General features: G+C 60.7%; 9 protein-coding genes. 1 reads left to right on the top strand and 8 read right to left on the bottom strand.

Features of this window, described 5'->3' with window-relative positions:
• Positions 1 to 35: 35 nt before the first annotated feature.
• From ACRRSD_RS13050 to betI, 8 genes are all read right to left on the bottom strand, one after another.
• Complete coding sequence (locus ACRRSD_RS13050; protein ID WP_435038292.1) at positions 36 to 1214, bottom strand: NAD(P)/FAD-dependent oxidoreductase; 1179 nt, start codon at positions 1212 to 1214, stop codon at positions 36 to 38.
• A gap of 147 nt (positions 1215 to 1361) precedes the next feature.
• Positions 1362 to 2699 carry an ATP-dependent RNA helicase DbpA gene (dbpA, locus tag ACRRSD_RS13045; RefSeq protein WP_230669476.1) on the bottom strand — a complete coding sequence of 446 codons (1338 nt, stop codon included), beginning with the start codon at positions 2697 to 2699 and terminating at the stop codon, positions 1362 to 1364.
• Positions 2700 to 2827: 128 nt separating this feature from the next.
• On the bottom strand, positions 2828 to 4255 hold the full coding sequence (mdtD, locus tag ACRRSD_RS13040) for a multidrug transporter subunit MdtD (protein ID WP_034153607.1): 1428 nt from the start codon (positions 4253 to 4255) through the stop codon (positions 2828 to 2830).
• Between the two features lie 151 nt (positions 4256 to 4406).
• Positions 4407 to 5744, bottom strand: a complete 1338-nt coding sequence (locus ACRRSD_RS13035; protein ID WP_435038291.1) for a TldD/PmbA family protein — start codon at positions 5742 to 5744, stop codon at positions 4407 to 4409.
• Entirely contained in the window at positions 5744 to 7186 is a 1443-nt protein-coding gene (locus ACRRSD_RS13030; RefSeq protein ID WP_435038290.1) for a TldD/PmbA family protein, read from the bottom strand. The genes ACRRSD_RS13035 and ACRRSD_RS13030 overlap by 1 nt, the downstream gene beginning before the upstream one ends.
• A gap of 264 nt (positions 7187 to 7450) precedes the next feature.
• Positions 7451 to 9154: a choline dehydrogenase gene (gene betA / locus ACRRSD_RS13025; RefSeq protein ID WP_435038289.1), complete on the bottom strand. Its 1704-nt coding sequence runs from the start codon at positions 9152 to 9154 to the stop codon at positions 7451 to 7453.
• A 153-nt stretch (positions 9155 to 9307) separates the two neighbouring features.
• A complete protein-coding gene (betB, locus tag ACRRSD_RS13020) occupies positions 9308 to 10780 on the bottom strand; it encodes a betaine-aldehyde dehydrogenase (RefSeq protein ID WP_077574839.1) in 1473 nt (490 codons plus the stop codon).
• An 88-nt stretch (positions 10781 to 10868) separates the two neighbouring features.
• On the bottom strand, positions 10869 to 11462 hold the full coding sequence (gene betI, locus ACRRSD_RS13015) for a transcriptional regulator BetI (RefSeq protein WP_077574838.1): 594 nt from the start codon (positions 11460 to 11462) through the stop codon (positions 10869 to 10871).
• Between the two features lie 429 nt (positions 11463 to 11891).
• Between betI and betT the strand changes: the two genes are divergently transcribed.
• Positions 11892 to 13889 (top strand): choline BCCT transporter BetT, encoded by a 1998-nt coding sequence (gene betT / locus ACRRSD_RS13010; RefSeq protein WP_435038288.1) that lies wholly within the window; start codon positions 11892 to 11894, stop codon positions 13887 to 13889.
• Positions 13890 to 14060: the final 171 nt, after the last annotated feature.

Raw genomic sequence — 14060 nt, 5'->3', positions numbered from 1 at the left:
GAGCAAGCTCGCTCCCACAGGGTTTTGTGTATTGATCAGGCGTACTGGGCGGCGGCGTAGCCGGAGGCCCAGGCCCACTGGAAGTTGAAGCCGCCCAGGTGGCCAGTGACGTCGAGCACTTCGCCGATGAAGTACAGGCCCGGGCTTTTCAGCGATTCCATGGTTTTCGACGACACTTCGCGGGTATCAACGCCGCCGAGGGTCACTTCGGCGGTGCGATACCCCTCAGTCCCCGCCGGCACGACTTTCCAGCTGCCGAGCTTCTCGGCGATTTCCGCCAGTTCCGCGTGGGTGTATTGCTTCATCGGCTTGGACACAAACCAGTTGTCCGCCAGCAGATTGGCCATCTTCTTGGTGAAGATCTCACCGAGCAGGGTTTTCAGTTCACTGTTCGGACGCTCGGCCACTTGCTGCTGCAGCCAGCTCGCCGCGTCGTGATCCGGCAGCAGGTTGATCTCCACCGTGTCGCCGGATTCCCAGAACGAGGAAATCTGCAAAATCGCCGGGCCGCTGAGGCCGCGGTGAGTGAAGAGGATGTTCTCGCGAAAGCTCTGATCGTTGCAGCTGACCAGACAATCCACCGAAGTGCCGGACAGCTCGGTACACAAATCCTTGAGCTGATCGGTGATGGTGAATGGCACCAGACCGGCGCGGGTCGGCAGCAACTCATGGCCGAACTGTTTGGCCACTTGATAACCGAACCCGGTAGCGCCCAGCGTCGGGATCGACAGACCGCCGGTGGCGATTACCAGCGACTGGCACTGGATCTGGCCGAGGGTGGTGTCGAGCAAGTAACCGCTTTCGACCTTCTCGATGGTCTGGATCGAGGTGTCGAGATGCAGCTCGACGCCGACCTGATCGCACTCGTCGAGGAGCATGCCGAGGATGTCGCTGGACTTGTTATCGCAGAACAGCTGGCCGAGTTTCTTCTCGTGGTACGGCACGGCGTGTTTGCCGACCATGCCGATGAAATCCCACTGGGTGTAGCGCGCCAGTGCGGATTTGCAGAAGTGCGGATTCTGCGAAAGGAAATTGCTTGGCTCGGTGTACATGTTGGTGAAGTTGCAGCGGCCACCGCCCGACATCAGGATTTTCTTGCCGGCCTTGTTCGCGTGGTCAAGCAGCAAAACCTGACGCCCACGCCCGGCGGCGGTCAGTGCACACATCAACCCAGCGGCGCCAGCGCCAATGATCACGACTTCGGTAGAGCGCAAAACGGTGTCCTCACACAAATTTCAAAATCACCGGAACCTAATGTGGGAGCGAGCCTGCTCGCGAAAGCGGTATGCCATTCAACATTGATGTTGGCTGACAGATTGCCTTCGCGAGCAGGCTCGCTCCCACAGGGGGGGACGCAGTCCTTACAGAATGCGTACGCGCAGCGAACGGCCCTTGATCTTGCCGTCGTTCAGACGCTGCAAGGCCTGCATGGCCACGGTGCGGTCCACGGCCACGTAAGCCTGGAAGTCGAAGATCGCGATCTTGCCCACCTGCGCACCCGGAATACCGGCGTCGCCAGTCAGTGCACCGAGAATGTCACCCGGACGCACTTTGTCTTTACGGCCGGCACCGATGCACAGCGTGGTCATCGGCGGCTGCAGCGGCGCGAGGCCTTGGGATTTCAGGTTATCGACCTGATCCCAGTTCAACGGCGATTTCTGCAGTTGCTCGATGGCTTGCGCGCGATGCGCTTCACCCGGTGCGACCAGGCTGATCGCGATGCCTTTCTCGCCAGCGCGACCGGTACGGCCGACGCGGTGAATGTGGATTTCCGAATCGCGGGCCAGTTCGACGTTGATCACCATGTCCAGCGCATCGATGTCCAGACCACGGGCGGCGACGTCGGTGGCGACCAGTACAGAAGTACTGCGGTTGGCGAACATCGCCAGCACCTGATCGCGATCACGCTGTTCCAGATCGCCGTGCAGGCCGACGGCGGAAATGCCTTTGGCGGTCAGGTGATCAACGGTTTCCTGCACTTGCTGCTTGGTGAAGCAGAACGCCACGCAGGACGCCGGGCGGAAGTGGTGCAGTACTTTGGTCACTGCGCTCATGCGGTCTTCCGGGGAAATCTCGTAGAAACGCTGTTCGATCTGCGTGTCATCGTGGAACGCTTCGGCTTTCACCGTTTGCGGATCACGCATGAATTTCGAGGCCAGTTGTTTGATGCCCACCGGGTACGTCGCGGAGAACAACAGGGTCTGACGACGCTCCGGGGTCTTGACGATGATGTCTTCGATGGCGTCGTAGAAGCCCATGTCGAGCATGCGGTCGGCTTCGTCGAGGATCAGCGTATTCAGGCCATCGAGGACCAGCGAACCCTTGCGCAGGTGCTGCTGAATGCGCCCCGGGGTGCCGACGATGATGTGCGCGCCGTGCTCCAGCGAAGCGATTTGCGGGCCGAACGACACGCCGCCACACAGGGTCAGGACCTTGATGTTGTCTTCGGCACGGGCCAGACGACGGATTTCCTTGGCAACCTGGTCGGCCAGCTCGCGCGTCGGGCAGATCACCAGCGCCTGGCAACCGAAATAGCGCGGGTTGATCGGGTTGAGCAGGCCGATGCCGAACGCGGCGGTCTTGCCGCTGCCGGTCTTGGCCTGGGCGATCAGGTCCATCCCCTTGAGGATCACCGGCAAGCTCTGCGCCTGGATCGGCGTCATCTGGGCATAACCGAGGGATTCGAGGTTAGCCAGCATGGCGGCGGACAGCGGCAGAGTATTAAAAGCGGTGGCGATGGTGGTCACGGGACTGGCCTGCAAAACAAAATGTCGCGCAGTGTAGCAGCCCCGTGCCACTTTCTTCGAAAGTTCTGGACGAACAGCGGTTAATGTTCGATGTGTTCTTCCGGACGTTTGGCGCGCCGGCCGTCTTCTTTCGACAGTTGCGAGAAGATCGTCGCGGCGAGCATCGCCATGATGCCGACGGTGACGAAGGTCAGCTGGAAGGCGCCGAGCACGGTTTCCACGCCATCATTACCGATCTCTGCCGTAAATCCACCGAGCAACGCACCGGCGCACGCCACCCCAAGACTCAGCGACAACTGCGCCACCACCGAGAGCAAGCTGTTACCGCTGCTGGCGCTGGCGTCATCCAGATCGATCAGGGTCACGGTGTTCATCGCGGTAAATTGCAGCGAGTTGATCGCGCCGAGAATCGCCAGCAGGCACAACAACAGCCAGTACGGCGTTTGCTCGCTGACCAGACCCATGCTCGCCAGCATGATCCCCAGCGCCAAGGTGTTACCAGTCAGCACGATGCGATAGCCGAAGCGTTCGATCAGCGGTCGCGCCATCCATTTGGCAAACATCGCCGCCGCCGCCAGCGGCAGCATGCTCATCCCCGCTTGCGACGGTGAATAACCCAGCGCCACTTGCAGCAGCAATGGCACCAGAAACGGCAACGCACCGCTGCCCAGACGCGCGAACAGGTTGCCGAGAATGCCAACGGCAAAGGTGCGGGTCTTGAACAGCGACGGTGCGAACAGCGGGTTTTCGATGTGCCCGGCGCGCAACCAGTACGCCGCCAGACAGGCCATGCCGCCGAACAACAGCAACATCACGCGCAGGTGCGGCAGATGCAATTCGCCAAGGCCTTCCATGGCGATGGTGATCAGGATCATCGCCGCGCCGAACAGCAGGAAGCCAAGGCTATCGAAACGTGTGCGTTCGGTGCCGCGCAGGTCGGGAATGAACTTCCACACCGCGTAGCAACCGATGACGCCGACCGGCAGGTTGATCAGGAAGATCCAGTGCCACGTCAGGTATTCGACCATCCAGCCGCCCATGGTCGGGCCGATCAACGGGCCGAGGAGGCCGGGGATGGTGATGAAACCCATGATCCGCACCAGCTCGGATCGTGGATAAGCGCGCAGTACCACTAGCCTCCCGACCGGCAGCATCAGCGCACCGCCCAAGCCCTGAATCACCCGAGCGCCAATCAGCATGCTCAGGCTGCTCGACAGCGCGCAGAGCAGTGAGCCGAAACTGAACAGCAGAATCGCGCCGAAGAAGATTTTCTTGGTGCCGAAGCGGTCGGCGATCCAGCCCGAAGCCGGAATCAGCAAGGCCACGGTGAGCATGTAGGCGATGATCACGCCCTGCATGCGCAACGGATCTTCGGCCAGATCGCGAGCCATGGCCGGCAGGGCGGTGTTGAGGATGGTCCCGTCGAGGGACTGCATGAAGAAAGCGATGGCGACGACCCACGGCAACCAGCGGGCGGTGATGGCGTCGAGAGGCGGGCGGTTGGGCATGGAACCTCTTGTCGTTGGAGTTAATGCATATCTATTGTCGAGCGCGGTCAGTGTGGGAGCGAGCCTGCTCGCGAAGAGGCCATTTCATTCAACATTGATGTCGATTGATCTACCGCTTTCGCGAGCAGGCTCGCTCCCACAGGTTTTCCGTTTACAGGGTCAGAGTCAAACGGCTGACCAGCGCACCCGGCAGCAACGCCGACGAGGTATTGCGCTGGCTGTACGTACTCGCCGACAGCAGCAACTCGCGCTCGGCGGTCAGAGCTTCGAGCTGCGAACCGAGCAGGCTGTAAGCGCTATCGTCGAAGCGCATGGTGCTGACCGGCGCCTGGATCTCGCCGTTCTCGACCCAGAAGGTCGCAAAACGGGTCATGCCGGTCATGCGTGCGGCCGGTTGATCCGAGTAGTTCAGGTACCACAGGTTGCTGATGTACAGCCCGGTGCCCAACTGCTTGAGGATCTCTGCTTGCGCCAGATCACCCGCCGCCATGTTCAACGCACTTGGCATTTCACCGCCACCGGCGCCGTTGGCGGTCAAACCGTATTCGGCAGCGCTGCGCGAGCCGACCAGTTGATCCCCCGCCTTGCCTTCGACGATCAGGCGCAGATCGCTGCGTGGATAACCTTCACCGGAAAACGCCGGGCTCAACGATTCGCTGACTTTCTCGTCCAGCGATACCAGCGGGCTGAACGCCTGATCGCCGACATACAGCTTCTGCAGCGGGCTGCTCTTGCTGGCGATCGACTGCGCCGAGAAACCGCCCCAGCTCAGCATGCCCATGATTTCTTCCAGCGCTGCCGGTGCCAGGTACGCGCGGTATTGCCCGGGCGCCAAGGTGCGCAGCGGTCGGCCGAGAAATTCCAGTTGCTCGCGTGCCTGGCCGAAGCGCTTGGCGAAACCTTCGCTGCTCCAGTCATGCCCGGCGTAGCTGGCTTTCACCGCTTCGCCGTTGTCGTGGAACAGGCTGAAGTCGAAGTTGAAACTGTTGGCTTGATGCCAGCCAAATGCGCCTGAAGAACTGGCGAAGCCACGGCTGATCGGGCCGGCAGCATAGAAGCCAACCAAGTCCAGACCTTCAGCGGCAGCACAGATCTCATCGACAACCTGTTCAGTGTCCGGCAGCGGATGTTCCTGGACGTTCTGGCTCTGCCAGCCGTTATGATTGAGCAGCAGGTACGGATCCTGCGGCAGCAGCGGCAGGGTGTCGCGCAGTTGTTGCAGACCTTCGGCAAGGCGTTGCAGATCGCCTTCCTGATCACCGGACAAAGTGACTTGCAGGTCGGCGTGACGCCCATCGTTAATCAACTTCAGAACGATATTGGCCTGCTGCACTTGCCCGGCCTGCCGCACCTTGGCGTGATTGAAACGCACGAACGCCGAAGATTCGGCGGCGTAGCTGAGGGTGAACTGTTCCGGCTCGCGCACGCTGTCGCGCAGCCACTCGACCATGACCTTGAAGGCGTCGGACTGACTCTTCGAAATGCTCATCAGGCGTCTCCCCCAAACACATCAACGTTGCTGAATACGCAGGCCGGCGAAGCGTGGCCAACGCGGATCACCTGGTTCGGTTCGCCCTTGCCGCAGTTCGGTGTGCCCAGCACCTTGACGGTGTTGGCGTCGCCGACGGCGCGCAGGCTTTTCCAGAAGTGCGCGGAAATCGCCCGGTAGTTCGGATTTTTTACCACGCCTTTGAGTTCACCGTTTTCGATCAACTGGCCCCATTCACAGCCGAACTGGAATTTGTTGCGCGCATCGTCGATCGACCACGAACGGTTGGTGCTCATCAGGATGCCGTGCTCGATGCCTTCGATCAGCTTGTTCAGCGGCTGATCACCCGGCTCGATGTTGAGGTTGGCCATGCGGTCGATCGGCGGCCGGTTCCAGCCACAGGCGCGGCTGTTGGCAACGCCATCGAGACCGGCGCGGAACTGCGACAGCGCACCGCCCAGCGGACGCAGCAACAGACCATCGCGGATCAGGAATTGTTTGCTCGCTTTGCTGCCGTCATCGTCATGACCGTAGCTGGCGAGTTCTTCGGGAATACCCGGATCGAAGGTCACGTTGAGCAGCTTCGAGCCATATTGCAGGCTGCCGAAGTCGCTGGCTTTGACGAAACTGGTGCCGGCGTAATTGCGCTCGTCGCCGAGGATGCGGTCGAGTTCCAGCGGGTGGCCGATGGATTCGTGGATCTGCAGCATCATCTGGTCCGGCATCAACAGCAGATCGCGCGGGCCTTGCGGGGTGTTCGGCGCGAGCAGCAGTTGCAGCGCCTGGTCGGCAACTTGCGGGCCGGCGCCGATCAAACCGCAACGGCTGATCACGTCAGCGCCGCCCTGTTGGCCGAAGTTTTCGCGACCTAGGGTGCGAGTCTGGCTGTCGTTGCCGTCGTAAGCGGTGACGTCGAGGCCTGGATAGACGAAGCGCTGGGCCTGGCGCAATTCAGCCCCGGCGCTGCTCAGGTAAATTTGTTCGACGTGGGTAATGCCAATGCTCACCTGCCAATTCACCAGGCGCTCATCCTTTGGCACCGAGGCGGATTCCACACCGAGCAGCTCGAAGCATTCGCTCAGGGATGGGAAGGGTTGTTCGAGATTGGGTGAAAAGTAATCAGCGCGATCGCTGGACACCGGCTGATCACGCAGGTCGAGCAAGGCGTGCGGCTTGAGCCGGCGTGCTTGCTGTTCGGCGCGTTCGAGGGCGGCTTGCAGACCTTGTTGCGACAGGTCATTGGTCGCGGCATAGGCTTCAACGCCGTTGACGCGAACGGTGAGCATCGCGCCTTCGTCGCGGCTCAGGCTCGGCGGTTCGGCGACGTTCTTGCGTACCGACAGGTACTGGCCGGACTCGCGTACGTATCGCAGGGAAAAAAACTCAGCGCCCGTGCGCAAGGCAGCGAAGCGCTGCTTGAGCTGGGGGTGGAAATCGAACATTCGGGAACCTCCTTGTCAGGGGGAAGCGGTAGAGCAACGGCGGGGAGGGGGTGAAACGGTTGCGCGAGGTCTAGAGTAGGCCTGCGTGGGGGTAGGATCAAGTGAAGAGGGGGTGTAGGGGGATTTACCGTGCAGCGGGGGAAATTTGTGTTGAATGTGAGGGCCCCTTCGCGAGCAGGCTCGCTCCCACATTTGATTTGTGAACGACACAGATCCAGTGTGGGAGCGAGCTTGCTCGCGAAGGCCGCGCCTCGGTATTACGTCTTACTGAGCAGCCGGGGTGATATCACGCATCGGCTTGCCCTTCACCGGCGCATCGCCCGCGACGTAGTACGGCGCGGTGCTGCGCGGCAGTGGCTGGCGGCCACGGATCTTGTCGGCGATTTTCTCGGCGATCATGATCGTCGGCGCGTTCAGGTTGCCGGTGGTGATGATCGGCATGATCGAGGCATCGACCACACGCAGGCTCTGCATGCCGTGCACGCGACCTTCGCCATCCACTACAGCCATCTCGTCGGTGCCCATCTTGCACGAGCAGGACGGGTGGAACGCGGTTTCGGCGTGCTCGCGGATGAACTTGTCCAGCTGCTCATCGGTTTGCACTTCGATGCCCGGGCTGATTTCGCGGCCACGGAAGGCGTCGAGTGCCGGCTGCTGCATGATTTCACGGGTCAGGCGGATGCCGTCGCGGAACTCCTGCCAGTCTTGCTCGGTGGCCATGTAGTTGAACAGAATGCTCGGGTGCTGGCGCGGGTCTTTCGACTTGGCCTGGATGCGACCACGGCTTGGCGAACGCATGGAGCCCATGTGCGCCTGGAAGCCGTGCTCTTTCACACCGTTGCTGCCGTTGTAGTTAATCGCTACCGGCAGGAAGTGGTACTGGATGTTCGGCCATTCGAATTCCGGACGCGAACGGATGAAACCGCCGGCTTCGAACTGGTTGCTGGCGCCGATGCCGGTGCCGTTGAACAGCCACTCGGCACCGATGGCTGGTTGGTTGTACCAGAGCAGCGACGGGTACAGCGAAACTGGCTGAGTGCACGCGTATTGCAGGTATAGCTCAAGGTGATCCTGGAGGTTTTCACCGACGCCCGGCAGGTCGTGAACGACCGGGATGTCGAGCGACTTCAGCAGTTCGGCGGGGCCGACACCGGAGCGCTGCAGAATCTGCGGCGAAGCGATGGCGCCGGAGCACAGCAGCACTTCTTTACGGGCTTTGGCTTCAACGCGCTCTTCGGCGTCGCCGACCAGGTAACGCACGCCAACCGCACGCTTGCCTTCAAACAGAATCTTGTCGGTCAGGGCGTGGGTGACGATGGTAAGGGTCGAACGCTTCTTGGCGGTGTCGAGGTAGCCACGGGCGGTGGATGCACGACGGCCGTTCGGCGTGACGGTGCGGTCCATCGGGCCGAAGCCTTCCTGCTGGTAACCGTTCAAGTCTTCGGTGCGCGGGTAACCGGCTTGTACGCCAGCTTCAACCATGGCGTGGAACAGCGGGTTGTTGCCAGCCTTCGGTGTGGTCACGCTGACCGGGCCTTCGCCACCGTGATAGTCGTTCGGGCCGATGTCGCGGGTTTCTGCTTTGCGGAAGTACGGCAGGCAGTCGAGGTACGACCAGTTTTCCAGGCCTGGCAGTTTCGCCCAGCCGTCGTAGTCCATCGCGTTGCCACGGATGTAGCACATGCCGTTGATCAGCGAAGAGCCGCCGAGGCCTTTGCCGCGACCGCATTCCATCCGGCGACCGTCCATGTGTGGCTCTGGATCGGTTTCGTACGCCCAGTTGTAACGACGACCTTGCAGCGGGAACGCCAGCGCGGCCGGCATTTGCGTGCGGAAGTCGAAACGGTAGTCCGGGCCGCCTGCTTCAAGCAGCAGAACGGTGACGCCGGCGTCTTCAGTCAGACGGGTCGCCAGGGTGTTACCGGCCGAGCCGGCACCGATGATGATGTAATCGAATTCTTGGGACATTGAATGCACCCTCTTTGATAGTGGTCAGGTCGGGCCTGACGAGTGCTTTGCACTCGATTCGCAAGTAGGCTCGCTCCCACATTGGAGTGGGATCTCCTGTAGGAGCGAGCCTGCTCGCGAAGACGGCCTCACGAGCAATACAAGACTCGGGTCTTAGAACACCGAAACGTAATCGCCCAGCTCGACCTGTACCGATTTGATGCGGGTGAAGTTGTTCAGCGAGCTGATGCCGTTCTCACGGCCAACGCCCGACTGCTTGTAACCGCCGACCGGCATTTTTGCGTCGGACTCGCCCCAGGCGTTGATCCAGCAGATACCGGCTTCCAGTTGATGAATCACGCGGTGCGCGCGGTTCAGGTCTTTGGTGACGATACCGGCGGCCAGGCCGAAGTCGGTGTCGTTGGCGCGGCGGATCACTTCTTCTTCGGTTTCGTAGGAGAGGATCGCCATGACCGGGCCAAAGATTTCTTCACGGACGATGGTCATGTCGTCGGTGCAATCGGTGAACACGGTTGGAGCCACGAACGCGCCTTTGGCGAATTCGCCGTCGGTCAGACGGTCGCCGCCGCAAAGTACGCGGGCGCCTTGTTCTTTACCCTTGGCGATGTAGCCCAGCACGCTTTCCATGTGCGCGAAGCTGACCAGCGGGCCGAAGTTGGTGTTTTCGTCTTCCGGGTTGCCGACGCGGATGCGTGCAACGCGCTCAACGATCTTGGCTTCGAAAGCGGCTTTCAGGTGCGCCGGAACGAACACGCGAGTGCCGTTGGTGCAGACCTGACCGGAGCTGTAGAAGTTGGCCATCATCGCGGTATCGGCAGCGCGATCGAGATCGGCGTCGTCGCAGATGATCAGCGGAGACTTGCCGCCCAGTTCCATGGTCACGTCTTTCAGCGACGAAGCCGAAGCGCTGGCCATCACCTTCTTGCCGGTGTCGGTGCCGCCGGTGAAGGAGATTTTTTCGATGCGCGGGTGCTCGGTCAGCCAGGTGCCGACTTCACGGCCGCTGCCGGTCAGCACGTTGAACACACCATTCGGTACGCCGGCTTCGGTGTAGATCTCGGCCAGTTTCAGGGTGGTCAGCGAAGTGACTTCGCTTGGCTTGAAGATCATCGCGTTACCGGCCGCCAGGGCTGGCGCGGATTTCCACAGGGCGATCTGAATCGGGTAGTTCCACGCGCCGATACCGGCGACTACGCCCAGCGGCTCGCGACGGGTGTAGACGAACGAAGTGTCGCGCAGTGGAATCTGCTCGCCTTCGATCGCCGGCACCAGGCCTGCGTAGTATTCCAGCACGTCAGCGCCGGTAACGATGTCGACGTACTTGGTTTCGGAGAAGGATTTGCCGGTGTCCAGGGTTTCCAGCGCGGCCAGTTCATCGTTGCGCTCGCGCAGGATGTCGACGGCGCGACGCAGGATGCGCGAACGCTCCATGGCGGTCATCGCGGCCCAGATTTTCTGGCCCTTTTCAGCGCTGACCACGGCGCGCTCGACGTCTTCCTTGGTCGCACGTTGCACCAGTGCGAGGACTTCACCGTTAGCTGGGTTGATGGCTTCGAAGGTGGCATCGCTGCCGGCGTCGGAGTACGCGCCATCGATGTAAAGTTTTTGCAGTTCGAAACGGGCCATAGTGTCCTCGCAAGTGCATTGGTGGTTGGCGTTGACCACCGCGGTGGGGCTGCGGTGGCGTTCAGGGGCCGAGCGTTTTCTGTGTGCTCTAGCTCACCTTCTTGGCCAATTGGAAATCCATGTATTCGTAAGCGATCTGTTGCGCTTGCGCCGTGTCGAAAGCGTCTCCCGACAAAGCGCCGCGCAACCACAAGCCGTCAATCAACGCTGCCAGGCCACGCGCTGCGCTGCGCGCATCTTCGAGCGGCAACACACGGCGGAACTCGCAGCACAGGTTGGAATACAGACGGTGATCGTTGATCCGCTGCAACCTGTGCAATGACGGCTGGTGCATGCTGGTGGCCCAGAAGGCCAGCCAGGTTTTCATTGCCGGGCCATTGACCTGGCTGGCGTCGAAGTTGCCTTCGATGATCACCTGCAGATGCGCCCGTGGGCTGCTGTCTGCCAGCGCCTGTCGGCGCGCGGTGACGTTCTCGCTGAGGACGTTCATCAGATACCGCATCGTGGCGGCAATCAGGCCGTTCTTGTCCTGAAAGTAATGACTGATGATGCCATTCGAGACACCGGCCAAACGGGCGATCAGCGCAATGCTGGCGTCCCCCATTCCGACCTGATCGACCGCCTGCAAAGTGGCTTCGATCAGTTGTTGGCGGCGGATGGGTTGCATACCGACCTTGGGCATCTTGCACATCTCCTTAGGCCTTCCGAGCGGCGAATGACGCCTATCGGATTGACGGCCAGTCTATTTTGTTTTGATTGAACGTTCAATCAACAAAGAATAAGATCTGCGACAAATCGTCGCTGCCTACAGATTTTTCCTACGTGTTAGTGGCGATAAAACCGACATCCGAAACAGCTCGAAACCTGCGTGGGGCATGGCGCGGTTCGCGATTCGATGGACGTGTTGAAAGGGCAAGACGCTCACGGCCAGGTTTCGGATGAACGTCCGTCCACCTTTGGCCACGAAAGCGATTCGCAGCGCCATTTCGGCAGGTTCGGGCTTTTTTCGGGGTGTCTTTATATCACCCGCCGGTCGGCTGCCAACTAACCGATTGGTCGGGTTCCGTGTTGCCTTGTGTTCTTCTCTCGCACTGCCTGGAGCATTTGTGCCATGAGTTCTGCCTCGCTTATAAAGACCCCGCCCGAGAAGGTGACGGTCAACGGTTGGGTGTTTTACACCTCTACCGCGCTGATTCTGTTGTTGACCGCCATTCTGATTATCGCCCCGCAAGAGGCCGGCAGACTGTTGGGTATCGCTCAGGCCTGGTTGTCGCGCAGCTTCGGCTGGTACTACATGGTGGTGATTGCCGCCTACCTGGTATTCGTCGTCGGTCTGGCGTTTTCCTCGTACGGCAAACTCAAACTGGGCAGCAAGGACGACACCCCGGATTTCAGTTACGGCGCCTGGGCGGGGATGCTGTTCTCGTCGGGTATCGGTATTTCGCTGCTGTACTTCGGCGCGTCCGAGCCACTGGATCACTACTTCAATCCGCCGGAAGGCGCATCGGCCAGCAACCTGGCCGCGCGTCAGGCGGTGCAACTGACCTTCCTGCACTGGGGCCTGCACGGCTGGGCGATCTATGCACTGGTCGGTCTGGCTGTAGCGTACTTTGCCTATCGCCATAACCAGCCGCTGGCCCTGCGTTCGGCGCTGTACCCGCTGGTGGGCGAGCGTTGGGTCAAGGGTGCGGCCGGTCACGCGGTGGACGGCTTCGGCATGTTCGTGACTCTGCTGGGTCTGGTGACCAACCTGGGGATCGGTTCGCTGCAAGTGTCGTCGGGCCTGGAAAACCTGTTCGGCATGGAGCACAGCAACACTAACCTCTTGATCGTCATCATCGTGATGAGCACCGTGGCGACCATCGCTGCCGTGTCCGGCGTAGAGAACGGCATCCGTCGTCTGTCCAACCTGAACATCGTGTTGTTCAGCGGTCTGCTGATTTTCGTCCTGCTGTTCGGCCCGACTCTGCACCTGCTCAACGGCTTCGTGCAGAACATCGGTGACTACCTTAATGGCATCGTGCTGAAAACCTTCGACCTTTATGTGTACGAAGGCGACAACGCCAAGTCCGAGCGCTGGATGGGCCTGTGGACCCTGTTCTACTGGGCGTGGTGGATTTCCTGGGCCCCGTTCGTAGGCATGTTCATCGCGCGTATCTCCCGTGGTCGTACCGTGCGTGAACTGGTCGCTGGCGTGCTGCTGATTCCGCTGGGCTTCACTTTGGCCTGGCTGTCGATCTTCGGTAACTCGGCACTGGACCTGGTGATGAATCAGGGCGCGGTCGAGTTGGGCAAGACGGCGCTGGAACAGCCGTCGATGGCGATCTATCAGTTGCTCGAGCACTACCCAGCCTCGAAAGTCGTCATCGGTGTGTCGATCTTTGTTGGCTTCGTGCTGTTCCTGACCCCGGCCGACTCCGGCGCGGTGATGATGGCGAATCTGTCCTGCAAGGGCGGTAACGTCGACGAAGATGCGCCGCACTGGCTGCGGATCTTCTGGTCGGTGGTGATCACCCTGGTGACCATCGGTCTGCTGTTTGCCGGTAACTTCGAAGCCATGCAAACCATGGTGGTGTTGGCTGGCCTGCCGTTCTCGGTGGTGCTGGTGTTCTTCATGTTCGGCCTGCACAAGGCGATGCGCCAGGACGTGCAGATCGAACAGGAGCAGGCGCAACTGGCGGAGCGCGGTCGTCGTGGTTTCAGCGAGCGTCTGACGCAACTGGACCTGCAGCCGAGCCAATCGGTGGTGCAGCGTTTCATGGACAAACACGTCACCCCGGCGCTGGAAGATGCAGCGGCGCAATTGCGTAATCAGGGGATTGAAGTGCAGACACTGCTGGGCAAAGCCAAGCGTTGCATGGGCGTGCGGGTCGAAATGGAAGAGGGCAACCCTTTCGTTTATGAAGTGAGCCTGGACGGTTATCTGGCGACTCCGACCGAATCGGCGCAATCGGATGAAGCGCGCCAGCGTTACTACCGCGCCGAGGTGTATCTGCACAACGGCAGCCAGGATTACGACCTGATGGGCTTCACGCAGGATCAGATCACGCGCGATGTGCTGGATCAGTTTGAAAGCCATCGGCAGCTTCTTGGCCGGGTGTACAGCTAAAGTCAAAAGCCCCCTCACCCCAACCCTCTCCCCAAGGGAGAGGGAGCTGACCGAGGTGTCTGGCGTTGTACATCGACCTGAAAGATCGAGTCGATTATGGATTCGGTGAAGCAAGATCAGGTCGGTGTAGATCTGCAGCATCCCCCGGTCAGTCCCATCTCCCTCTGGGAG

Origin of the sequence: Pseudomonas neuropathica (assembly GCF_051174785.1) — a bacterium.
Taxonomy (GTDB): Bacteria; Pseudomonadota; Gammaproteobacteria; order Pseudomonadales; family Pseudomonadaceae; genus Aquipseudomonas; species Aquipseudomonas neuropathica_A.
The sequence above is the reverse complement of the archived record's forward strand: the minus strand, read 5'-3'. Positions and strand labels throughout refer to the sequence as shown.